The sequence below is a fragment of the Geobacillus sp. YF-1 genome, assembly GCF_052692335.1.
In genome coordinates this window covers 1,332,416-1,355,983 of the sequence record NZ_CP199850.1, presented here as the reverse complement: position 1 = coordinate 1,355,983, position 23,568 = coordinate 1,332,416, and the positions used below count along the sequence as shown (strand labels likewise).

General features: G+C 47.8%; 13 protein-coding genes, 1 tRNA gene and 4 pseudogenes. 4 read left to right on the top strand and 14 right to left on the bottom strand.

All coding sequences use genetic code 11. The features are described 5' to 3' along the window. Positions 1 to 109: 109 nt before the first annotated feature. Positions 110 to 1,237 carry an NAD(P)/FAD-dependent oxidoreductase gene (locus ACTVIM_RS06810; protein ID WP_445614019.1) on the top strand — a complete coding sequence of 376 codons (1,128 nt, stop codon included), beginning with the start codon at positions 110 to 112 and terminating at the stop codon, positions 1,235 to 1,237. 118 nt (positions 1,238 to 1,355) lie between these two features. Here the strand turns inward: ACTVIM_RS06810 and ACTVIM_RS06805 are convergent, their stop codons facing one another. The 7 genes and pseudogenes from ACTVIM_RS06805 to ACTVIM_RS06775 all read right to left on the bottom strand — a co-directional run. Next, the gene (locus ACTVIM_RS06805) at positions 1,356 to 1,904 is read right to left on the bottom strand and encodes a YpiB family protein (RefSeq protein ID WP_144973970.1); all 549 of its coding nucleotides are present in this window, start codon (positions 1,902 to 1,904) and stop codon (positions 1,356 to 1,358) included. 336 nt (positions 1,905 to 2,240) lie between these two features. After that, positions 2,241 to 3,746 carry a malate:quinone oxidoreductase gene (locus ACTVIM_RS06800; RefSeq protein ID WP_445614017.1) on the bottom strand — a complete coding sequence of 502 codons (1,506 nt, stop codon included), beginning with the start codon at positions 3,744 to 3,746 and terminating at the stop codon, positions 2,241 to 2,243. Positions 3,747 to 4,414: 668 nt separating this feature from the next. Continuing rightward, a complete protein-coding gene (locus ACTVIM_RS06795) occupies positions 4,415 to 4,795 on the bottom strand; it encodes a hypothetical protein (RefSeq protein WP_445614016.1) in 381 nt (126 codons plus the stop codon). 184 nt (positions 4,796 to 4,979) lie between these two features. Next, positions 4,980 to 5,055 (bottom strand) — tRNA-Arg (locus tag ACTVIM_RS06790). Between the two features lie 609 nt (positions 5,056 to 5,664). Continuing rightward, entirely contained in the window at positions 5,665 to 6,183 is a 519-nt protein-coding gene (locus ACTVIM_RS06785; RefSeq protein WP_445614015.1) for a hypothetical protein, read from the bottom strand. A gap of 144 nt (positions 6,184 to 6,327) precedes the next feature. Beyond that, on the bottom strand, positions 6,328 to 9,282 hold the full coding sequence (locus ACTVIM_RS06780) for a type III restriction-modification system endonuclease (RefSeq protein ID WP_445614014.1): 2,955 nt from the start codon (positions 9,280 to 9,282) through the stop codon (positions 6,328 to 6,330). 3 nt (positions 9,283 to 9,285) lie between these two features. Next, a pseudogene (locus ACTVIM_RS06775) lies at positions 9,286 to 10,572 on the bottom strand (site-specific DNA-methyltransferase); the annotation flags it as partial. Between the two features lie 118 nt (positions 10,573 to 10,690). On the opposite strand from ACTVIM_RS06775, the gene ACTVIM_RS06770 reads away from it, so the two are divergent. Further along, positions 10,691 to 11,878 carry an IS701 family transposase gene (locus tag ACTVIM_RS06770; RefSeq protein WP_445612376.1) on the top strand — a complete coding sequence of 396 codons (1,188 nt, stop codon included), beginning with the start codon at positions 10,691 to 10,693 and terminating at the stop codon, positions 11,876 to 11,878. 62 nt (positions 11,879 to 11,940) lie between these two features. On the opposite strand, the pseudogene ACTVIM_RS06765 reads toward ACTVIM_RS06770, so the two are convergent. The 4 genes and pseudogenes from ACTVIM_RS06765 to ACTVIM_RS06750 all read right to left on the bottom strand — a co-directional run. Further along, positions 11,941 to 12,606: pseudogene (locus tag ACTVIM_RS06765) on the bottom strand (site-specific DNA-methyltransferase); the annotation flags it as partial. A gap of 4 nt (positions 12,607 to 12,610) precedes the next feature. Further along, complete coding sequence (locus tag ACTVIM_RS06760) at positions 12,611 to 13,381, bottom strand: DUF4391 domain-containing protein (RefSeq protein WP_445614013.1); 771 nt, start codon at positions 13,379 to 13,381, stop codon at positions 12,611 to 12,613. A gap of 5 nt (positions 13,382 to 13,386) precedes the next feature. Further along, a complete protein-coding gene (locus ACTVIM_RS06755) occupies positions 13,387 to 16,632 on the bottom strand; it encodes a helicase-related protein (protein WP_445614012.1) in 3,246 nt (1,081 codons plus the stop codon). 663 nt (positions 16,633 to 17,295) lie between these two features. Beyond that, on the bottom strand, positions 17,296 to 18,462 hold the full coding sequence (locus tag ACTVIM_RS06750; protein ID WP_445614011.1) for an SEC-C metal-binding domain-containing protein: 1,167 nt from the start codon (positions 18,460 to 18,462) through the stop codon (positions 17,296 to 17,298). 313 nt (positions 18,463 to 18,775) lie between these two features. Between ACTVIM_RS06750 and ACTVIM_RS06745 the strand changes: the two genes are divergently transcribed. Next, on the top strand, positions 18,776 to 19,213 hold the full coding sequence (locus ACTVIM_RS06745; protein WP_445614010.1) for a hypothetical protein: 438 nt from the start codon (positions 18,776 to 18,778) through the stop codon (positions 19,211 to 19,213). A gap of 60 nt (positions 19,214 to 19,273) precedes the next feature. On the opposite strand, the pseudogene ACTVIM_RS06740 reads toward ACTVIM_RS06745, so the two are convergent. Both ACTVIM_RS06740 and ACTVIM_RS06735 read right to left on the bottom strand, forming a co-directional pair. Beyond that, a pseudogene (locus ACTVIM_RS06740) lies at positions 19,274 to 19,714 on the bottom strand (pseudouridine-5'-phosphate glycosidase); the annotation flags it as partial. A gap of 154 nt (positions 19,715 to 19,868) precedes the next feature. Continuing rightward, positions 19,869 to 21,093: pseudogene (locus ACTVIM_RS06735) on the bottom strand (YeeE/YedE family protein). A gap of 221 nt (positions 21,094 to 21,314) precedes the next feature. Here ACTVIM_RS06735 and mscL point away from each other — a divergent pair. Further along, positions 21,315 to 21,710 (top strand): large conductance mechanosensitive channel protein MscL, encoded by a 396-nt coding sequence (mscL, locus tag ACTVIM_RS06730; RefSeq protein ID WP_445614009.1) that lies wholly within the window; start codon positions 21,315 to 21,317, stop codon positions 21,708 to 21,710. Between the two features lie 509 nt (positions 21,711 to 22,219). Here mscL and ACTVIM_RS06725 read toward each other — a convergent pair. Beyond that, positions 22,220 to 23,548, bottom strand: coding sequence for a YjiH family protein (locus tag ACTVIM_RS06725; protein ID WP_445614008.1), 1,329 nt, complete (start codon positions 23,546 to 23,548; stop codon positions 22,220 to 22,222). Positions 23,549 to 23,568 lie beyond the last annotated feature (20 nt).

Genomic DNA, 23,568 nt, shown 5'->3' with positions numbered 1-23,568 from the left:
ACTTATGCAGCCAAGAAAGAAACGATTTTTTGCATACACTTGTTCAAAGAAAGGTACCGTCTGGCAAGTCCTTGTTGGGGTGATGAGCCAAAAAAGAAAAGGTGTGAATATGGGATCGTACGTTGTTGTCGGAGCTGGTATTTTAGGGGCGGCGACGGCTTACCACTTAGCCAAAGAAGGAGCAGCGGTCACGATCATCGACCGCCATGACAAAGGACAAGCGACCGATGCGGCGGCGGGGATCGTCTGCCCTTGGCTGTCGCAGCGCCGCAACCAAAAATGGTATCGGCTAGCGAAAAATGGGGCGGCGTTTTACCCTTCCCTTATCGAAGAGCTGCAATCTTACGGGGAAACAGAAACCGGTTATGCTCGTGTCGGTGCCCTCTGCTTGCATACCGATGAACAAAAGCTGGAACAAATGGCGGAGCGCGCGCGCAAACGGCGCGAAGAGGCACCAGAAATCGGGGACATCGTGCGACTTGGGCCGAACGAGGCGAAAAGGCTGTTTCCACCGTTAGCCGAAACATTCGATGCGATTTATGTCAGCGGAGCTGCCCGCGTCAACGGCCGGGCATTGCGCGACGCGCTCATCAACGCGGCACGCAAGCTCGGCGCCGCCTACGTCCGCGCCAACGCTCGCCTGCTCCATCAAGGGGCACGCGTCATTGGCGTCGACGCTGACGGTACGACCTATGCGGCTGAAGCCGTCATCGTCACAGCCGGCGTGTGGGCCTGCGAGCTGCTTCGCCCTCTCGGCATCGAGCTGCTCGTCACTCCGCAAAAAGGGCAGCTGATCCATTTGGAACATCCGAATCAGGACACTTCCGAGTGGCCGGTGGTCATGCCGCCGAACCATCACTATATGCTCGCTTTCCCAAAAGGGCGAATGGTGATCGGAACGACGCACGAAGACGAGGCAGGATGGGACGCCCGCCCTACGGCCGGAGGAATGCACGAATTGTTGAACCAAGCGCTTGCGCTTGCACCAGGCCTCTCCACGTTTACTTATGTCGAGACACGAGTCGGATTCCGACCGCGCACACCGGGCTTTCTCCCCGTCTTTGGGGCGCTTCCGGGGCTATCTGGACTGTATATCGGCAATGGACTAGGCTCGTCAGGCCTCACCGTCGGCCCTTATGTCGGCAAGGAACTGGCCAACCTTGTTCTCGGCCTGCCGACTGAACTCGACCCGAACGACTACGAAGTGTCGACCGCCATCGTGCCGCGCCGTCCCTGACCGGTTTGATCAGGAACATGCCGATCTGCCGGCGCTCGATGTGCTCGTGCTCTCACGGCCCGAAGCGCGGCCAACCGTTTCGGCCGACAAACCGCAGGGCAAAGCGAAGCGACGAAATTCAGCTTTGCCCTTCGTATTGTTTCAGCTGTTCTGTCAGCTTGTAAAACAGCTCCATGTCCTTGCGATCCAACGCTTGATCGATTTGCAGCTTCAAACGCGCGACTTCATGGCGCTTCAACGCCTCATCGAGCACCTGCCCTGCCGCTTTCGCCATTTTCTCATGGCGTTCATGCCGCCTCACATTTTCAAACGCTTGATGGTCAATCAATCGGAGATAAGAAACGTTTCGCAGCTTCCCTGGAAAGTGAAGCGTTACATAGAGCGGTTCATTTGGATGCAGCGCCAAATCGCCCATAATCGACGCTAGGCTCGTGCTTTTTTGGCCGCGCCGATAAAAGACTAGCCCTTCCTCCTCGACCGCTGCACTGGAAACAACGAGCCACCGCGCCTGCCTTTGGTCCGTTTCGGTAAAATGCATATTCTCAAGCAAATGGGGGTGCTGCAACAAATAACGAAGCACAAAGCGGGCGTCAGGATGCTTTAACCGATGCGTTTGCAAAAACGATGTCAAAAAACGGCGCTTTTCTAGCGGCGACACCCATCTCATCGCCCCACCCCTTTCCGCTGACCTTTGATCGGCAGCCACACGCCTCATTCCGACCGTGCCTCGCCTATGAAAATGGGAAAAAGGCCAGCTCAGCTTTGGGCCGTTCCCATTCATTCTCACGAGACGAAACGAGGCCATTCGATTTGGCATCCCCCCCCCGTTCGCCTCCCTTCAGCCTCGTTCCTTCGCCATGATGAAAACAAGGGTGTCTCAAACGCGATGAGACGCCCCCTTCACTACGACAGATCAACGCCAGCTTCGTCTCCATGTTTCGCTCGAATCGACCGCCCCTTTGCGTCCCTTTCCATCGGTCCGACAGACGGACCAGCCGAAAGCTTACGCAAGCTGGAGCGCAAAATGACCGTTCAGCCCGAGCGCTTCGGCGGCAGACGCCTGCACTTGCCGCAGCAGCGGTTCATTGTTCATCAGCGATTGGCCGTAGGAAGGAATCATCTCCTTCACTTTCCGCCCCCACTCGCTCATCCGATCGGGGAAGCATTTTTCAATGACTTCCAACATCACATGAACCGCCGTCGATGCGCCCGGCGACGCGCCAAGCAGCGCCGCGATCGAACCGTCAGCCGCATGGACGACCTCGGTGCCGAACTGCAATGTCCCTTTGCCGCCGGATTCCGTGTCTTTGATCACCTGCACTCGTTGTCCGGCCACGATGATCTCCCACTCGTCGCTTTGCGCGGTCGGCACAAATTCGCGCAGCTCTTGCATGCGCTGTTCTTTGGACAACAGCACTTGCTGGATCAAATAGCTCGTCAAAGCCATATTTTTCACGCCCGCCGCTACCATCGTCAACACGTTATGCGGCTTGACCGAAGTAAACAGGTCGAGCATCGAGCCGTTTTTCAAAAACTTCGGCGAAAAACCGGCAAACGGCCCGAACAGCAACATCTTCTGATTGTCGATAAACCGTGTGTCCAAATGCGGAACCGACATCGGCGGCGCGCCGACTTTCGCTTTGCCGTACACTTTCGCGTGATGCTTTTCCACCACTTCCGGGTTGTTGCACACCATAAACAGCCCGCTGACCGGAAAGCCGCCAATGCCTTTTCCTTCTGGAATGCCGGACTTTTGCAACAAGTGAAGGCTGCCTCCCCCGGCCCCGATGAAAACGAACTTCGCTGCATGCCGTTCGACAACGCCGCTGTCTAAATTCCGCACTTTCAGCTCCCACAAACCATCACTTGTCCGTTTGATATCTTCCACATGGTGGCGGTAATGAATCTCCACGTTTTTCCGTTTTAAATGTTCAAACAGCTCACGCGTCAACGCTCCAAAGTTCACATCCGTCCCTGATTCGATTCGCGTCGCCGCCAGCGGCTCCGTCACTGTCCGATCTTCCATCATGAGCGGCACCCATTCGGCCAGCTTTTTCGGGTCATCGGAAAATTCCATACCTTTAAACAGCGGATTGGCCGCCATCGTTTCATACCGCTTTTTCAAAAACGCCACATTGTCCGCGCCTTGCACGAAGCTCATGTGCGGCAGCGGGCGAATGAACGTTTTCGGATCGCGAAGCACTCCGCTGTTCACCAAATGAGCCCAAAACTGTAAGGAAACATAAAACTGTTCATTGATTTTAATGGCTTTGCTAATGTCGATCGACCCGTCCGGCTTCTCCACCGTATAGTTCAGTTCACAAAGCGCCGCATGCCCCGTCCCGGCGTTATTCCACTCATTCGAGCTTTCCACGCCGGCTTCTTCCAACCTTTCAAACACCGTGATCTCCCACTCCGGCGCCAATTCCTTCAACAGCGTCCCCAATGTCGCACTCATAATGCCAGCGCCGATTAAGATCACATCAGTTTTTGCTTGTTTGTTGCCCATCATTACCATCCCTATCCGTAAAATAGTCAAGAACATCGAGCGCTCGCTCGAAACAATTCCGTTGACACCCGTTCATTTTGGGTGCGGTTACAAAATCATTATAACACAATAGCTAAATAGTATAACATTATGATTAAGCAAGAAGAAAATATATTAATATAATGAGCAACCCCCTGCTTTACAGCGGTTTCAACAACAAAAAGCAACGAACTTCCTTTACATCAATTTTACAAAATCGTTGAATATTTCGCCACCATCTCGAGCAAAAAACAAAAAATTTTTTAGGGCGGCCATCATCCGTTTACACATCCCCGTACATCCGGACGAATGGCCAGCCCTCACCAGTGAAAAAAATTACCAAAAAACAGTCAAAAGTATACTCAAACAGGCGGGGGCTATGATAAGTCCCCTCTAAAGGAGGACGAATGGGCGCGCTCGTTTATCCCATGCAAAATGATTTTCAGCTGCTATCCTAGGAGACTGGTGATTTACTCGCGGATACGGCTTTACAATGCCATTTCTCAACTAGAAAAACCTTGTTGTATCGTGCCTGCTTTTCAATCATTCTTCCATTGATGAAAGAAATCAGCGGTTTTTCACCAGCCTTCTAGGCAAAAAGGCCGAGCGATCGGCCTTCTTTTCTTCTTCCGTTGTTTTCAAACACCGACCTATACTTCCTCCAACTGAACCTGCTTACAAATAATTTTTAGCAATGGCTCTTTATAATCAAAGGTATAAATATGAAAATGGTGAAACCCACGTAAATTTGCCTCTACATTTTCGAAGCGAATAATAGTGAACAAGCTATCAAAATGGATATCATCCCTTGCCATTTCTAGTATCTCTTTTTTTAGTTTGTACTCCACAGCCAGGCAATCCTTAAAATGCAACGCCACTATTCTGTTTTCTTCCCTGTTTTCCTGTGTATCCCAATAATAGTCGATCGTGATAGAAAAATCTAACGGATTGTTCCATTTCATATCCGTTATAATACTATCCGTGAAATCAAAATGATCGTTGATTTCTGTATCATTGTTGGCGATGATCATTTTATTCACCTACTTTCCAAAATCATTTTTATATGGGCAACGCACTTCTCATGCCTACAAAATTCGTGCAAAATTTGTTCGGATTCTATCGTTTTTTTCGGGATTCCCAAAAAATGAAAAATGACCGCAAACGCGGTCATATCAAGGGTTTCAGCAACTTCAATCCGAGCCGATCGTATGTAGATGGCGGCCCCGAGAGGATTCGAACCTCCGACGCACGGTTTAGGAAACCGACGCTCTATCCACTGAGCTACGGGGCCGTGTTGGCTCTGCATTCGGCATTGGACGGATAAATAGGCGGGCTCCTGAAACTGTTGCGGCGGGAGAGTGAATGAAAGTCAAGAAGCATCGCTCCTACAGAGAGCACGAGCAGCACGGTTTCCCCTTTCCCTTTTGACGCCGTGTGTGCACTCAACGTCGGCGACTCCGCTCTCTCGTTTACAGCGGGGAGACCGCATCTGGCTGCCGACATACCGTCTATGAGACGTACAGCCTGTATTATAACGGTTTTTTGCTATGGTGGCAAGCTCTCTTTTATTCTTCCATCGCTCTCTTTGTCCGGCTCTACTCAGTCGCTTGTCCATATCTCTCAGCTTGGCAAGCCATAGAGTCGATCATGCAGCTTCCTCATTTTAGGAAACCGCATGACCGACAATTTTACGGCGAAAGAACAAAGCTGTTTTGAACAGGAAGGTGGTAAATGTTTGGCTTCACATTTCTAACCGCGTCCATTGACGACCATGCTTTTTCACTAGCCCGCTCACAACCTGCACCTGCGATCCGTTCATTTTTTGCAATTCATCAAAACATAGAGTGATAGAGTTTACACCATCCGTTCAGGTCGTTACACACCATTCTCTACGTTTTAGCTATAAGCTGTTCAATCGGTTTCTTTCAATCTTGATTGTATTATCCTTTCCATCCAATACATCTGCACGTTTGCTGCCGTAAAGGCGCAACTTGGGAGATCCTTTGACCGCTTTGATGGAGAGCCGCGACGTTCCCCGAGTTTGTTGTTTTTGGATATCCACACATTCGAGAAACTCATCCCAATGCACAATCGCAATGACTTGATTAGAATCGTTCAACTGTCTCTGCGCGCAGATAAAAGCAAAAATAATCTCTTTCTCTTGGTTGGTTTCTGCATGAAGTTTGTTAATTTCCTTGATCTCATTGTCACTGAACGAAAACGACCAAGTGAAATCTTTTGAGCCTGATGGGGTCGTATTGTATTTCGTATAAATGAGATACGCGCCTTTATTCGTCGTCACTTCATAAATTTGACGGTTGTCGTTTTCCTTTTCGAATAGAGCCGGAGCTAACCCGCCATTGACCAACACCGAAAGCAATGAGCCATAATAATAATCAGCTTTGCGAATGACAGCCACCTTGCTCCCCTCCCACTTTCGCAACATTCAACTATACTGGCACAACCGTAATAACTGCATCGATTTCGCCAAGCATTTACGCGGGCCATTCACATTTTCACCAATAAACAGAAGCCGTTGCATCTTTTTGTTTTGTTCCTACTTTTAACGGCTCAAAGCTCGCAACATAAACCGCTCCACGTCGTTCTCTGGTCCGATAAACTCGATATCGGTGCCAATGGCCTGAAAGTGCTTGCGGGCAAACGCGATTTTTGCTGATTCGCCAGGACGCAGCTCGTCTTCCCATTCTTCTCCCTTCGTCTCGAGGACGAAGTATAGTTTTTCCTCCCCATCTTTTTCAACGACAAGCGCCCAATCCGGATTGTAAGAACCGATCGGGGTATCGATTTTGAACCAGCTCGGCAGTTTCACATACACTTTGACGTGTTCGTCGTTTTCAAAGCGCCTAGCAAATCGCTCTTCTATATCGGAATCGTAAATGATATGGTCAAACAGCGATTTTTGGCTTGGGATGGAATTATCGTTCAGATAAGCTAGAAGTTCCTCATTTTGGAACAACTCAACCGCATAATAGACACCATCGCCAATTTTATGATACTTCACGCCGTCTTTCAGCAGCTGCCTCATTTGCCGCTGGATGATATTAGCGACTTCCTCAATAAACTTCTGCGGATGGTTTTTGAAATCATCGAGCCGCTTGCACCCGGTTAAAATACGAACAATGGTTTTTCTTGTTAAATTGGTACGGTTTTGCAGCTCCGTAATGACGTCTGGAAGCGTATGGTGTAAGCTGACGTAATCTTCGACGCTTTCGCTTACTGTTTGCGCCTGTACTCCTGTCACACGGTCGATTTCAATTTTTCCCTTTCGGCTTAAAACACGAATCTTCTCAATGGGCGGCATCGCTTGAATGCCTTCGATGCACTTTTGAATCAATTGTTCGCTATCAAAATCGACGGAATAGACCGTTTTATATTTAATTTTATCCCATAACTGTCTGAATTCCTCCTGATTGAATACCGACATATTTAATTTCACTCTTTGCTTTTTGGTTGCGTCTTTGATCGGCAATCCCTGCAAGTGGGGTTTGATTTTTTTGACGATCGCCGGCAGCCATGGTTGGAATGTGTCGCTCAAACGGAGATCATAATCTTCGATCGCTTGTTTGAGTTTTTCGGTTACTTTGTCCTGGTTGTCAATATAGCCGTTTTGCTTTAATTCCTCATACAGCTTCACTGACAAATCATACCCCATTTGCACCGGCTCTTCCGTCTTCTCATCGATAAAGACGAGTTGGGCAAATAGATGTTTTTCGATTTTGCCAAATTTGATTCCCGTTTCTTCTTCGATTTCTTTTTGCAGCGTCGCCGCAAACTCTTCGTACGATTCGGTCGCCATGACCGTTAGCGTGTTGATATGATCGTCATATACCCGCTCCCCGTTTTGATTGACGGCCAGACGCAATCCGCGCCCGATTTCTTGGCGTCTTGATACATACGTTCCCGCGGAGTCTTTCAACGTGCAAATCTGAAAGACGTTCGGGTTGTCCCATCCTTCGCGAAGCGCCGAATGGGAGAAAATGAAGCGAAGCGGCTCATGGAGGCTGAGCAGCCGTTCTTTGTCTTTCATAATCAGGTTGTACACATCCGTGTCCGCTTCCGTATTTCCTTTTGTATCTCTCAGGCGGCCCTTTTTATCTTGTGCGAAATACCCGTTGTGCGCTTTTTCCACGTCTGGATCAATGCCTGGGTCGTCCCAGAGCGGGCGGTATTTCGGTTTTTGCATCAAATTCTTATATTCTTCCTCAAACATCAACGCATATTTTCCTTTAATTGGATTGCTGTCTTTATCATAATCGCGGTAATGGGCAACTTTGTCGATAAAGAATAAGCTGAGCACTTTAATCCCGCGGGGGCGGAGCCACAATTCTTTATTTAAATGCTCTTCGATCGTTTTGCGGATTTGATATCGCCTAATCGCATCGTCATCCAAATCGCCGATCGCTTCCCCGACTCGCAAGCGGTAGCCGTTAATTTCGATCGCTTCGTTTCCTGTCGTCCAATCAATTTGCTCGACAATATAACCGCGATACCATTCCCGTTCCCCGGAAATATCGTATAAATCATCTCCGTATCTCACCGTTTTCTTCGCCCGCTTCACCTTTCCGCGCGATTCGACGTCCAGTTCGATCTTCGCTTTTCCTTCCTTTACCTCGATTAGTTTGATATACGGTACGTTAAACGACGGTTCAGAGCGAACAGACATGACTTCAATTTTTTTGACGAGTTTTTGATTATACGCGTCGACCGCATCGAGGCGATACACCATATTATATTTTTCCACATGCGTCGCCGAATAGCGCAGCGTGCAAAGCGGCTGGAGCGAAGCGATCGCTTCTTTCGATTTCGGCGTCGTATCGACGCTTTGCGGTTCGTCGATAATGACAATCGGGTTCGTCTGTTGAATAAATTCGATGGGGCGATACCCGTTTAAACGATCGTTCGGACGGTGGATGACGTTCGCTTTATCTTCTTTTTCCGGATCTTCAAAGCTTTTGCGGAACGCGTCGATATTAATGATCATAATTTGAATCGTAGTCGCTGTCGCAAAATTACGGACTTGATCGAGTTTTTGCGAATCGTAAATAAAGTACTCTACTGGCGTATGGTCATACAGTTCATTGAAATGGTCCCGCGTAATTTGCAGCGACTTGTATACCCCTTCGCGAATCGCCACGGACGGAACGACGATGACAAATTTGGTAAACCCGTAATGTTTATGCAACTCGTAAATCGTCCGTAAATAGACGTATGTCTTCCCCGTCCCCGTTTCCATTTCAACGGTAAAATGCATGCCGTCCAACTTTTCGCTGCGCGGCAAGCCGTTTTTCATTTGAATATCCTGCACGTTTTTTAAAATTTCTTCAGGCGTCAGGTCAAGCCGATTTCCTACCCCTAAGTCCGTCTGAATCATCCCGGCATCCGGTCCGTACGAAACGGTGAAATTGGACTGACTTAGTTCCTGTCCTTTGAAAATATGTACCACCGATTCAATCGCGCGTCGTTGGTAGTCCAAATCCGCATTAAACTTCAGCTTCATCGGCTATACACTCCTCACATCCGTAATGCCGTGCTTTTTCAACGTTTGCAAGGCATTCGTTTTCACCGCGTCGCTCATAAAACCGGACTCTTTAAAAATAACTTTCGGCGACATATGCTCGGAACGATGGTTTAACATCTCGTGAACAAGATCAAGATCAATCTCGTCTTCTAGGCAAACCAACACAGAACCATAGGCGACATTGTAAATCGTTTTGCCGTTATAATCAATTTCTGCAATCGGCACAGTGAGCGGCAGGCCGATTTTCAGTAAAATCTCATACAACAAATCTTCTTTCGTGCGGTCTTCTTTAATGTGATCCTGCAAATCGAAAAGGGTTTGCTCGAGGTTATCAAAGTCCGGATCCCACTCTTTGATATTGGAAGAATCGAGCTTAAACACTTTAAAGCCGATATCCAAATCCGTTTTTCCGGTTTCCTCAACGATCTTTTCACCAGCGCGGCGGATGCGTTCTTTCCCGATTTCGCAAATGTTTTTATATCCCGCTTTATACGCCTCTGATTGTTCATCTGTTTTCTCAGGCAGCTGCACCATAATAAACTTGCGATTACCGCCGTCTTCGGCGTTTAACTGCATTACCGCGTGGGCGGTGGTAGCAGAGCCGGAGAAGAAGTCTAAAATGATATCATTAGTCAAATTATTAGCACCTTCTTGGACATATGAAACGATACTAACTAATTTTTTTATTATATTTTCATCTTTAGGGAAATCGAACACTTTTTTTCCAAATAAATCTTTCAATCTCTTTGAAGCGCTTCTATTATCCTGATAAAAAACACTGTACGGAACTTGGTGCTCACTTTCAAATAGGTAACGTTTGTAACATGGTATAGTGGTTTCATCCTCGCCGAAATGAATACGGTTGTTATTTATTAACTCTAACATTTTTTCTTTATTCATATATCTCCAGCCACCTGCTGGCTGCTTAACAGGCTTATTAGTAACAGGATGTAAAATTTCATATCTTGCACCGTTTGCTTCTGGTTTAGACAAGTCTGAAGGAAAATACACGCCTCTCTCATCAATACAATTATAATGTTTATGTTGTTTGGAAGGATGATTATCTGGTAGCGAATTATACCATTCCTTTAATAATCTAGAAGCTAATTTATAATCTTCATTACATTCCTTTAGTAGCTTTTGAGCAGTATCATATATTTCTTGCAGCCCTTCTTTTTTCTCTCTCCATACAATTTCACGTTCTCTTACAAATCCCATATTTTTAAAATAACAAAGAATATATTCATGTGAGATTGATATATATTTAGAACTGTAGATGAGCAAATTTGCTAACATAAATTGACAGCTAAACAAAAAAGGAGACATGAACCCAGCTCCTTGAGTAAAATAGATGTGCTCAAACTACCCACAAGGAGGTTCATGTCTCATGAATAGATTAGCACATCATCAAGGAATCCACAAGTTTTTCATGACGCTGGGATTGGCGCTTTATTTCTCGAAACCGGTCATCAAGCATCTCGTTCATATTGTGGATGCCTTGACTACCAAGGGATTTTCGGGAACATTGACCGATGTCCATCACTGGAGTTTTCATCCCAATCATCGAACCACGCTCAGCCATTTTTTCACGAAAAGCCCTTGGGATGAAGAGACGTTGCTTCGCAAACTCCAGCAATGGATCCTTCATCGCATCCAGCGAATCGCCAAACAGGAGAATCAACCCCTTTTTGTTTCGATTGATGATACGATTTGCCAAAAAACGAAGCCTTCGTCACGGGCTGCCCGCGCCATTCAAGGGTGTGATTGGCACTACTCGCACAAAGATCATCAATCCGTTTGGGGGCATTCGCTCGTTTGGCTGATGGTGCATACTTTCTCGCAAGCGTTCCCGTTCGCCTTTCGTCTGTATGACAAGACGGCGGGAAGAAGCAAGATCGACCTAGCGATCGAGATGCTTTCCTCGCTCAAGGGGAAACGGGCTCAGCCGGTGTATGTGCTCATGGATTCGTGGTATCCGTCCCAAGCGCTCATCGAAGCCTGCCTGAAACAAGGATTCCATGTCATCGCCATGCTCAAGACGAACCGGATTCTCTATCCGAAAGGTATCGCCATCCAAGCGAAGAAGTTCGCCCGCTATATCGAGCCCAACGACACCCACCTCGTCACGGTGGGGAAGGAGCGTTACCGCGTGTATCGCTACGAGGGAGCGATCCATGGCCTCGATGACGCGGTGGTGCTGCTGGCTTGGAAGGCGGATGAACCGATGACGCCAGATCATCTCCATGTCGTCTTGAGCACCGACCGGGAGCTAGGCGATGAAGAGATCTTGCGTTATTATGCCCAGCGCTGGACGATCGAATGCTTTTTCCGGCAGGCCAAAGACCAGCTGAAGCTCGATGGGTACCGTGTTCGTCACATTCGGGCGGTGAAACGGTATTGGGCCGTGGTGCTGTTCGCCTGCGTATACAGCATCGCCGAATCTCAGCAAGACCTCTCTTCCGGCCTGGAGCTTCTTCGGTCTCGGAAAGGGCACAGCGTCGTCGAGTTCATCTACGATGCCGCGAAGCAAGATATTCCCATTGATGTGATCAAAAAACAGCTCCATGTCGCCTAAGGGGTCCCCTGTTTGTCTCTTAGGGCATGGAAATTATTGTAATGAAAAATGCTCATCTACAGTTTAGAATCATTTTTTCTTCCTGCACTCCAAATAAAACTACCTATAAAATTTTCTTGTCCAAATACTTCGTCCAAAATCTTTTTTAAATTTGCATATTCAACATCATCAATGGATACTAAAATAACCCCATCCTCCCTCAATAAATTCCTCGCCAACTTTAATCTCGGATACATCATATTCAACCAATCCGTATGATATCGCCCGTTTGTCTCCGTATTCGCCTTTGTCGTTTGTTGCGTAATTTCTTTGTAGTTTTTAATGTTGTCCCGAAAATCGTCTTTGTACACAAAATCTTTCCCCGTATTATACGGCGGGTCGATATAGATCATTTTAATCTTGCCGAAATACGATTTTTGCAACAGCTTCAATACTTCGAGGTTGTCGCCTTCAATATAAAGGTTTTCGGTCGTATCCCAGTTTTTGCTGGAGGCTTTGTCTGGCCGCAGCGTGCCGGTGGACGGCGTTTGCGCGAGTTTCATCGCCTGTGTTTTGCCGTGCCATGTGAACTCATATTTTTCATTGCGTGTTTCGATCTCTTCACCGAGAACGAGCTTTAGTTTTTCAAAATCGATTTTTCCTTCGGTGACTACTTCCGGAAATAACTGTTTTAGCGCTTCGATGTTCATTTGAACGAGATCCATCGATTTTCCATCCAGCTTTTCCATCGTGCTACTCCTTTCTGTGCAGTTGTTGTTTCCACTGCTCGATTTGCTTTGTTAGTTGTTGAATGTTCATGTTGTACTCTACTTTTCGGTTAAACTGCGTTTCTTTTTTCATTTTGTTTTTCCATTTCGCAATTTCGGTTTCTGCCTGTTCAATTTGCGCAATCAGTTTACGCGATTCTTCATCGGTAGCGATGTAAAACGCGCCGACCGCTTTCGCGTGCTGAAACGCCTGTACCGCGATATGAATATCTTGATAAAATCGGAAGAAGTGAGAAAAAGATAACGCTGTGATATGAACCGCATTGATAAATTGCTGAACCGCTTCATCGTCGCTGTCGGATGCAAACCACGGCGTATACGCAAATTCCTCCAAAACGACTTGTGTTTGATCGACTTTGTTTAATCGTTTTAAACACGTACCAACCTGAACGTTTCTTTCTTTTTCAAATACGATGACGACAGGGTTTGGCAACGCCCCTTGAATCATCTCTCCAATGACAGAAAGGTGAGCGTCTTTTGTTTCATTTCTTAATCGAATCGTGATAAACATAACTCCTTCGTAATGGTACTCCTCATTGATGAATGGCTGGATATTCACCACACTCGGCGTCAGTAAATACGTTAGCTCAATCCGATCAACGTATTTCGTAATATAGTCTTTTTCCTTTTTTGTTAAATCGGCGAAATCGTAAAACATTTTTTTATCCAACTTCTTATGTAAAGGGCGGACTTGATCGTCCAGCCCTATTCTAGCATAAAATGTGAATCCAGCCACCGCTCTCACCCTTTAATGATAAGATAAGAGATGATTTCAAAATCTTGCAAACTCGTATTCGCGTTCGTCACCAAGCTGTCCAAGTTGCCGAGGCTAAATATGTTCAGCGTGATTTGCTGATCAAATTTGCCAACGATATCTTCCACCGCTTTTTCCAGCAGCGCCTTATATTGTCCCATGTCTTTTCCGTTTTTCGTTTCTTGGTAAAACGTTTCGTATAACTCCCACTCCACTTCTTTTTTTCCGTTGCATAGTGAACGGTAGAAGTCCAAAATTTTTTTTACGTGGACATGGTTATACAACACCTTGCCGTCTTCCCGCACGTACACTAAGTAATACGGATGGAGCGCGTTTTGTTCGTTTGATGATGTGACGTTGTTCACTTGTTTCAGACAGAAAATAACCCCGGGTTGAATTTCGGCCTTTAGTTTTTCGTTTTGATTCACGGTCACGCTAAACAATCCTAGCGGCGCTTTTTCCACCGCTTCTTTATGTTCCTTCATGAAATTGAGTAAATCCATGCGGAAGTCATCTAGCGTAAAATCGGTTAGCGAAATGTTCCCAGAAATGTCCTCTAGATCAATGACTTCGTTTTGGAGTTTCTCAAGCTGTTTGCGACGGTATTCCAAATCTTTCATTTCATTGCTGTTGTCGGCAATGACGTTTTCTTCTCCGGTGGAAGAAATATCAAGAATGGTCATTCGGTCTTTTACCCTGTTGACGAGATTAATATATTCATCGAGTTCCATCGACGGCCAAAAGGTAACGAGTTGAATGCGCTCGTTTTTGCTGCCAATCCGATCGATACGACCGAAACGCTGGATAATGCGAACCGGATTCCAATGGATATCATAGTTAACGAGATAATCGCAGTCTTGCAAGTTTTGCCCTTCGGAAATACAGTCGGTAGCGATCAGTATGTCAATTTCCTCTTTCATCTCAGGCATTACTTTTGCCCGTTCCTTCGAAATAGGTGAAAAGTTCACTAAGACATTATTAAAGTCGACTTTTTTCATTTTTAATGTCGTTTTCGGATGATCTGAACCTGTAACAACAGCGGAGTGCAGGCCAAAATGGCGATAAATCCATTCATGCAAGTTTTCATATAAATAGTTCGCCGTATCCGCAAACGCGGTAAAAATGAGCAATTTCTTGTTTTGGCTGTTAATGGGGTTCTCGATTTTGTTTTGAATGACTTTTTTCAAGGCCAATAGTTTTTGATCGCGCTCCGGTGTTACTTTTCGCGCTTGGGCAAGCAGCTTCGTCAAAATTTCGCGGTCATATAATAAGTCTTGCTTCCAGCGGATTAGGTCCATATCTTTGATGAAAATTTTCACTTTCGAGCCGATTAACGCGTCTTCCAAGTCAGGATCTTCCATATCGATATCGTTAATCTCTCCGACCGTTTCGTTTTTCGGGTCATAGTGATCGATTTTTTGAATGTGCGAATCGATCTGATGGATGATGTTTTCCAATGTTAAAGAAAAGGAATGAATGCTGCTTTCCAGTCGCTTCAACAAGTTGGACTTCATTAAATAGACAAGATTATTTTCTCGGTCGGTTTGTTTAAAAATCCTACCGTTTGCCACTTTCGTATCGTACTTTTCGCTATAAACGGCTTTTTTATGTGGCAGAATATACTGCATCGGCGAATAAACGGCCAATCGCAACCGCAATATGTCATTATTGATTTTTTCGAGCGGCGGAAATTCATCTTTGGCGTCAATCGTTTCTTTCATATTGATCGGCTTCAGGCGAGTCGGAAACGAGCCGATCGCGTTTACATTGTAATATTTTTCAATGTGGCGGCGCGAACGGGCAATGGTTAATGAGTCAAGCAAGGTGAAATAATCCCAGTTTAGCATATCTAACAACCGCTCAGTGGTCCGCTCTTCTTCAGGAAGACTGCTCCATTTGTTGAACTGCGACTGCGCGCGGCGGATCGTCTGGCTGATGCTTTTGATGTTCGCTGTCTCCGCCAAGGCTTTATCATTTCCTTCTGTAATGAAGGCAATCTGGTTCTTTAAGTCGTCGAGTTTGTTATTGACAGGGGTGGCGGAAAGCATTAATACTTTTGTTTTCACCCCTGCTTTAATGATATCGTTCATCAAGCGGGAATATCTCGTCACCCGGTCGTTGCGCGGATCGTTGTTGCGAAAGTTATGCGACTCGTCGATCACAACTAAATCATAATTTCCCCAGTTCACATGTTCCAAGTTAATATCACCGCTATATCCGCGCTCGCGCGATAAATCGGTATGGTTGAGCAAGTCATAGGAAAAGCGGTCTTCCGCCAAAATGTTGCGCTTATCGTTTAAGCGATAAATCGCCCAGTTTTCCCTTAGTTTTTTTGGTGCCAGCACGAGAACGCGATGATTGCGCAGTTCGTAATATTTAATGACCGCTAACGCCTCAAACGTTTTTCCGAGCCCGACGCTGTCGGCGATAATGCATCCCCCGTACGTTTCGATTTTATTGATAGCGCCGACGACCCCATCGCGCTGAAAATCGTAAAGTTTGTTCCAAATGACCGTATTTTCAAATCCCGTTCTTGTTTGCAGCGATTCGTAGTTTTTCGCATCTTGCAAGAAGCCTTTAAATAAATGGTAGAGCGTCACGAAGTAAATGAACTCCGGTGAGTTTTCTTTATACATCACTTCCAAGCGCCGCAATATTTCGTCCTTCACATCTTGCAATGCCTGCTCGTCTTGCCATATGGCGTCAAACTGACGGAGCAGTTGGGTACTGGCATGCTCATCGTCGACAATATGGTTAATATAAATGTTGGAAGAGTTGCTGTAGCCTAGCCCAGGGCTGGAGAACGGCGCACCACCAATTAAGCCGATTTGCGTTCCATCGTTATTCCTGACATGATACAAACCGCCTTGAATTCGCTGATTGGTGACGGATTTAATTTGTGCTTTTCGCTCTAGCCACTTCGCTAATTCTTTAGCTATGTATGCCTGGTTTAACTCTACTTTATATTTTCTCTCTTCTTCCACTCCATACAGGATCGTTTCGTTTTTCTCTATTAGCCCTTTTAACAATCCGTTTCCGCGCACGAAGGCAGGCTCTGTGAAAATAAAACGGAATTCATCGAGTTGTGACAGCTCTTTTTTTAGCTCCACAAACGCATATAAAGTAAAATGCGCAGCCGCAATCGATAGTTTGCTGCCTTTGGACATATGTGTTTTTAAAACATCGCCCACTAAACCGTTCCGCCTATTGTCAATAATTCCTTTCAGTTTCATTACAGCCCGATGCTCCTTATCTTTTTTGGTGAAACATGATTCTATTTTACTAAAAAGATTAACCAGACGGTGTCGAAATTTGTCGTGCAAGAAACCTATTTAAGAAGCATGCTAATTCACCATCGTGTTTCGCAAACTAAAAACGTTTTGCCATTGGTTTCTCGTTTCATGCCATCGGATGCCGGCTAGGGGCCATCGCTGTTTTTCACCACCCTTCTAGATCGCGAGCAACATTTTCTCATGAATGTTTTTTGGCGAAATACCTCCGACGGGCTGGTGACGGCTGTGTTTTACCGGCCTTCTCATGCTAAGGAAAACTTGTCGATTCCTTGATGCCGTGCTACTCTATCCATAAGCCATGAACTTCCTTGCCTGAGTGGTTGGCACATCCATCTTCCTTACGCAGTCCGGTTCACGTCTCTTTTTCGCTTGATTTCTAGTGTTAGTGGATCGGTTGGTTTACAGTAAATAACAAAAAAAGGGGGAGAAGGTGTTTTTGTGAACCCGCCTAACAACCATTTCGTTTCTCTCGAAGAGTTTTACGAAATGAGAGAAAGTACAGATCGGATCTTAGAAGCATCGTACAGATCTTTGTTAAGCAACAAGCCCGCTCCTCACTTTCAGGCGCGGAGGCGGGCTGTTGGTTCGGCCAAGTATGTGTGTTTACTTCCCGCAGCACTTTTTATACTTTTTCCCGCTGCCGCATGGACACGGGTCGTTGCGGCCGATTTTGGGCTCTTCCCGGCGGTATGGAATGTTTTTTGGCAAAGGCGGGTTTTGCAACAACGCTTGAAAATGGCGGTATCTTTGCTCGGCGAGCGCCTTCCATTTTTCTAATTTCGGATGGTCGAGCCCTAGAATGGTATAATATCCGTAAGCGGTTTGTTCTACATCGATCAGCCCGGAATGTCCCCATTTTTCCACTCTTTCTAAATATTCTTCCACTTCCGGAAGCGCTTCTTGATCCAGCTGGTGGCAAAGCGCCTCAAAGCAAAACGCGCGCATGTCATCATCGCGCAGCTCGGAAAACACTTCCCGCAATACACGGACGGCCTGCTTTGATTTAATGTTGGCGAGCACATGAATGGCCGAAAAGGCCGTTTCCTTTTGAAACGCATAGGGGCGTACGGCTTCGATGACTTCGCCGTTTTGAAACGTCGACAACGCATAAACGACTTGATCGAGGAGCACATCGTCATCCTGTTGTTCCAACAGCGAGGCTAGTCTTGGAATATATTCGGTGGCGCTCAGCAACGAAAGCGCATACACCGCCAAAATACCATCGTACGAAAACCATGGCTGCTGTTCATTTTTCGTCCACGTGAGACCCACGTCTTCCTTTGTCAGCCACTCGCGCTCAACGAGAATGCGCACGACTTGCTTGGCAGCGGAAAACAAGTTCTGGTTAAACATCTCTTCCTGTTCCAAGCGGGAAAGCAACGAAAAGTAGTGATCCCATACGTCGTCTTCCGCTCCCTCGGCCACAAGCCGGACAGCGCGTTGCCAAGACCGCGGGAAGTGGCGAAGCAGCTGCTGTCCGTAGGTTTCAAGTTGCGCAACCGAAAACGGGAAAAACCAGCGGACATACTTGGCCGCATCTTTGATGGTCAACAACCGTTCAAGCGCCCGATCGGTCAGCGGTTGTTTCGATACACCGCGCAAAATCATGCTTCGCATGTCCTCGTCGGCAGTTGTGACGGCCTCGTCAATGAGACGCTCCACCCACGCAGCTGGAACACCTGGATACTCCTCTATTGCGTAAAAGGCAAACTGACGGAGGAGAGGATCTTCACAAAATAAATACGGTTCGATCGTTTCTAAAAAGGACATGATCACACCCACCTTTTTCTTCCTTCGTCTCTGGCGCCAGCCGGACATCAACGTTCAGCTAGTCCCATGACGAATATTTTCCATTTTAACACTCCAACCGCAAAAATCGCAACGAAAACGATGGCCGTGACAGCAGTCGAAACGAGGGCCATCGGCAACCCAATAGATGCCAAACGATGAATACAGGGACATTTCTGTCATGGCTGTGCCCCCCCTTTATAATCATTGACAAAATCCCGCCTGTTTGAAACCTATCTTTTCTTCTCGTTAGCTTGCTTGTCTGATATACTAGAGAGAAAGGAGGTGAGTGTTTATGGAAGAAAAAACGATATTGGCGCAAATTTTGCAAGCGCTTGATTTGTATGCGACAGACATGCGCAAACAGTTCGAAGCGCTCTATGAGAAATTTGACTCGCTCCAACAACAAGTCCAAACGCTGAACGAACAGACGAACATGATGAACAAACGGATGGAAGACATGGAAAGACGCATGGAAGAGATGGACAAACGGATCGGAGAGATGGACAAGCGCATCGAAGAAATGGATGGGCGCATCGAGGAGATGGACGGACGGTTTGAGCGGCAAATCGCCCAATTGGAGCGCACCGTGAACGAACGGTTCGAACGGCTCGAAGCGAAACTCGGCCACATCCGCGTCGAACTGGCTGAAACACAAGAGACCGTTGACTTTCACTCCGTCAAAATCGCCCAGCATGATCGAAAAATCCGCCATTTGCTTCACACCCGATAACATCTAACATCTCCACTGCCATCATGCCCCCGCTCTTCCATCAGGGCGGGGGCGCGCACATTAAGACAGTTCACAGGCAAGGTCGGCCGCTAAGGCGGCGTTGTTTTTCATTAAGGCGATGTTCGCTTGTAAGCTTTTCCCATCGGTGAATGTTTTCACCCAGTCAAGCAAAAACGGGGTGACCGCTTTGCCGGTGATGCGCTTTTCTTCCGCTTCCTTGAGCGCTTGTTCGATGATGGTGGTGATGTACGATTCCTCGAGCTCGTCTTCTGGCGGAACTGGATTGGCGACGACGATGCCGCCGGCTAAGCCGAGCGTCCATTTGGTTTCAATGAACGTGGCGATCTCTTTGGCGCTGTCTAAGCGGTAATCGACGCGAAACGGGCTTGTCCGCGAGTAAAAGGCTGGCAGGACGTCCGTCTGATAGCCGAGAACCGGAACGCCGTGCGTCTCGAGGTACTCAAGCGTCAAGCCTAAATCCAAAATCGATTTCGCCCCGGCGATGCAGACGATGGAAGCTTTCGTTCGCATGCCTTTCATCCTTTCGGGCGCATCCTTGCCAAAACGGCGCCCTTGCTTCCTATTTTCCTTATTGTATCATACGGCGCCTACAAATGAAAAAAGCACCCCACCTATACAGCGGGGCGCAAGATTGCTAGTTTTTGTATGCGCAATACGGGCGCAGCTTGACGCCGATCAAGCTGCCAAGGAAAGCAAAGACAAACCAAGCCCAGCCGTGAGCGCTGAAGGAAGCGATGCCGCCAAAATACGCACCGATGTTGCAGCCGAACGCCAGTCGGGCGCCGTAACCCATCATCAATCCGCCGATGAGCGCGCCAATCGTCATGCGCGTCGGCCGCTTCCATTGCACCGGCTTCGCATAGCGGCCAGCGAGCGCCGCGGCCAATAAAGCTCCGAACATTAAGCTAATGTCCATGACCGTCGTTGTATCGTAGTAGAGCGGATTGGCGAGCGCCTGCCGTTTCGCCTCGTCTTGCCAATATGTCCAAGCGGTCGGATCAATGCCAAACAGTTGCACCGCCTTCGCGCCCCATAAGGCAAACGCGGACGTGATGCCCCACGGTTTGCCGCTGATGAGCAGCACAAACAAGCGCATTGACAAGAGCGAGCAGCAGCGCGCCAGCAAGAAGCGGCCAAGGACCCTTGTACATGGCCTTCCAGCCGTTCCGATTGGCAAGCGGCATCGTCATCAGCTTGCCGTGGCGCCGCTTTTCCATCACCGTCACAATATAATAGACCGCTCCTAACAAAACAAGCTGGCATCCAAACCCGCCAAGCGCGCCGAATTGGACAATGAACGAGAACGGCTCCCATTGCGGCATTTGCGCCCATACATCAAAGTGAGCCGTCGCAATGACCGATCCGGCGATAAAACCGATGAGTGTCACTATGCCATTGGCATCGCCGCCGCCAATATGATACAACGTCCCGGACGCGCAGCCGTCCCCCAGCTGCATGCCGATGCCAAACAGAAAGGCGCCGACGATCACCGACACCCCTACGCCAAATACATACCCTGACACCGGATGGCCAAACGCCGATCCTTTCAACAATAGCGGCAAAAACAACGCGCTGGCCACCGCCATCATGATCATCTGCGCCCGAATGCCTTCTCCTTGGCGGTACAAAATGAATTTCCGCCACGCCGAGGTAAAGCCGAAATGGGCCTGGTAAAGCACAAAGCCACCGAGTGCTCCCAACAAATACAACAGCGCTTGTTGCCAAGACACGCGGCTATACAAGAACAACGCGCCGCCGATTAGTACGAAGCAGGAGACTGCAATGATCCATGCCGTCGGATTTTTCGGAGCGTTCGCCGCCTGCTTGGCGCGAACGTCTTGTTGCGCGGTCATTTCCATGGTGCATATCCCCCTTTTTGCTTTCGTTGACACGCTTATAATACTATAAATACGATCGATTTTCTATGATTTCGTCTCGAAACGTTTTTCCCAAGCCGCTGTATGGTATAATACAGAAAACGACCGTTCAAAAAATGAATGTTGTCGAACCATATTTTTTGACGCCGTTGAAAGGCCGAACATCCTTGATCAATCAACATTTCTAGAGGGAGGAGATTGTCATGTGGAACGAATTTAAAAAATTCGCCGTCCGCGGCAATGTCATCGATTTAGCCGTTGGGGTCATCATCGGCGGGGCGTTTGGCAAAATCGTTTCCTCGCTCGTCAATGACATCATCATGCCGCTTGTCGGGTTGATTCTAGGCGGCATTGATTTCAGCAGCTTATCATGGAAAGTCGGCAAGGCGGAAATCAAATACGGCGCGTTTATCCAAACGGTTGTCGACTTTTTGATTATCGCCTTCTCGATTTTCCTGTTTGTCAAACTGATCAACACCTTATACGAACGGGTGAAAAAGCAAGAAGAAGTGAAGGAAACAGCGCCGACGCTGACAAAAGAAGAAGAGCTGCTCACCGAAATTCGCGATTTGTTAAAGCAGCAGCGGGAAACGATGTAAGCATCTGGAGGCCGGTGATGAAAGGAGCAGGTCGCTTTACCGCCAAGTCTCTCCATCGGAGACGCTTGGCGGCATCAGCTTCCCATTTCACGTGATCTGGAATCCTTACTAGCACGAAGCGGCACGGCCGGGCGAAGCCATATTGGCAGTGCCGATGCGGACGGCCGCTTCACAAAGTTCGGGGGAGTTCGGTCCTGCCGCTCTATCAAAGGAAATCATCCACCCTCAAGCGAACGAATCGCTAGGGTGGATACTGTTCTTTTGCCAGCGCTGATCCTCCCGGCGCAAACCGCATATAGCTAGGTCAATGATGGACGACGTCACTGATCAATATCGATTCGTTTCCCATATACTGCATGCGGATAAGAAAAAAGGATTGCGATGGCTAGCCAATGTTTCACATTGATCATTGTTTTGGTGACCCCTCCCCCGAAGTTCAAGCAGTCAAGTTCTCCTCGCTCGTTCCCAATGGGAAAGAAACATCCGCTTGTCTTGACGCCCGCTCATTGTCAAAGCAGCCAGTACGCCAGTGGTGCGGTGAGGATGAGCGTCAATACCGTCCGCTCGAACCAAATGACGAGCAGTTTCGGCAAACTGAGCGGAATCTCAGTGGATACAATGCATGGAATGACAGCGGAAAAGAACAAGATGGCAGAAACGGAAACAACGGCAACTATAAATTTCGTTACGAGCGGTGCTTCAGTGACAAGCAAGGCCGGCAAAAACATTTCGGCGATTTCGATGGCCGAGGCTTTCGCTGCCAACAACGGCTCTGGAATTTGCAAGAGAAGAGTAAACGGATAAAACAGATAGCCCAGCCAATCAAACAACGGCGTATATTCAGCGAGCAGCAGCCCGATCAACCCGACCGACATAATGGAAGGCAAAATGCCCATCGTCATGATAAAACCATCGCGCAAGTTTTCCCATATGTTCGTCCCAATCCCTTTTGACTGCGCTACCGCTTTCATCGCCTCAGACCAAGCTTGTTTCATATAGTTACCCGTCACTCTTTGCTCGGGATCCCCCTTGCCGTCGTAGTATTCATCGCTCATGCGGCTTAGCGGCCACATCCGAGCGGTGAACGCTGTAACGGCAAACGTGACGAGAAAGGTCACCCAAAAATACGTATTCCATATCGACATTAACCCTAACGTTTTCGCGACAACCACCATAAATGTGACGGATACGGTGGAAAAACCGGTAGCGATGATTGCCGCCTCTTTCACCGTATATTTGCCCTCTTTGAACACTTTGTTCGTGATCAAAAGACCGATGGAGTAGCTGCCGACAAAGGAGGCAACGGCATCGATGGCCGAGCGGCCCGGCGTTTTCCAAATCGGCCGCATGATCGGCTGCATCCACACACCGACAAATTCAAGCAGCCCGTAACCAACAAGAAGAGCGAGAAAAACCGAGCCAATCGGCACAAGGAGACCGACGGAAATGACGAGTTTGTCATACAAAAACGGCCCCATATTCGGTTGAAACAGCCACGACGGACCGATGTGAAACACAAGCATGACCGCCGTGATCAGTCCTAGAACTTTCAACAGTGAAAAAACGGTTGTCACAGCATCTTTGTTCCACGTTTTTTTGTAAAACGGATAAACGGCACCGAGAGCGATCACGATAAGAGCATAATAAGGAACAAGTGCCGAAAACTGGGTGCGGATCCATGTCACAATATGATCGAGCAAAATTGACGATGTGCCGCCGATCGAAACCGGGACGAAAAATACGAAAATGCCGATGGCGCTAAAGACGAAAAACTTCCATGCCCCGCTTGCCGGCGTTGGTGTCGGCGTGGATGGCGCCATGGTTGGACTCGCTTTCATTTCTCTCCACCCCCATTGTT

Excerpts from the sequence above, each read along its gene's own strand:
- ACTVIM_RS06810 (WP_445614019.1), top strand. The coding sequence starts at position 110 with ATGGGATCGTACGTTGTTGTCGGAGCTGGTATTTTAGGGGCGGCGACG.
- ACTVIM_RS06805 (WP_144973970.1), bottom strand. The coding sequence starts at position 1,904 with ATGAGATGGGTGTCGCCGCTAGAAAAGCGCCGTTTTTTGACATCGTTT.
- ACTVIM_RS06800 (WP_445614017.1), bottom strand. The coding sequence starts at position 3,746 with ATGGGCAACAAACAAGCAAAAACTGATGTGATCTTAATCGGCGCTGGC.
- ACTVIM_RS06795 (WP_445614016.1), bottom strand. The coding sequence starts at position 4,795 with ATGATCATCGCCAACAATGATACAGAAATCAACGATCATTTTGATTTC.
- ACTVIM_RS06780 (WP_445614014.1), bottom strand. The coding sequence starts at position 9,282 with ATGAAGCTGAAGTTTAATGCGGATTTGGACTACCAACGACGCGCGATT.
- ACTVIM_RS06770 (WP_445612376.1), top strand. The coding sequence starts at position 10,691 with ATGAATAGATTAGCACATCATCAAGGAATCCACAAGTTTTTCATGACG.
- ACTVIM_RS06755 (WP_445614012.1), bottom strand. The coding sequence starts at position 16,632 with ATGAAACTGAAAGGAATTATTGACAATAGGCGGAACGGTTTAGTGGGC.
- ACTVIM_RS06750 (WP_445614011.1), bottom strand. The coding sequence starts at position 18,462 with ATGTCCTTTTTAGAAACGATCGAACCGTATTTATTTTGTGAAGATCCT.
- ACTVIM_RS06745 (WP_445614010.1), top strand. The coding sequence starts at position 18,776 with ATGGAAGAAAAAACGATATTGGCGCAAATTTTGCAAGCGCTTGATTTG.
- mscL (WP_445614009.1), top strand. The coding sequence starts at position 21,315 with ATGTGGAACGAATTTAAAAAATTCGCCGTCCGCGGCAATGTCATCGAT.
- ACTVIM_RS06725 (WP_445614008.1), bottom strand. The coding sequence starts at position 23,548 with ATGAAAGCGAGTCCAACCATGGCGCCATCCACGCCGACACCAACGCCG.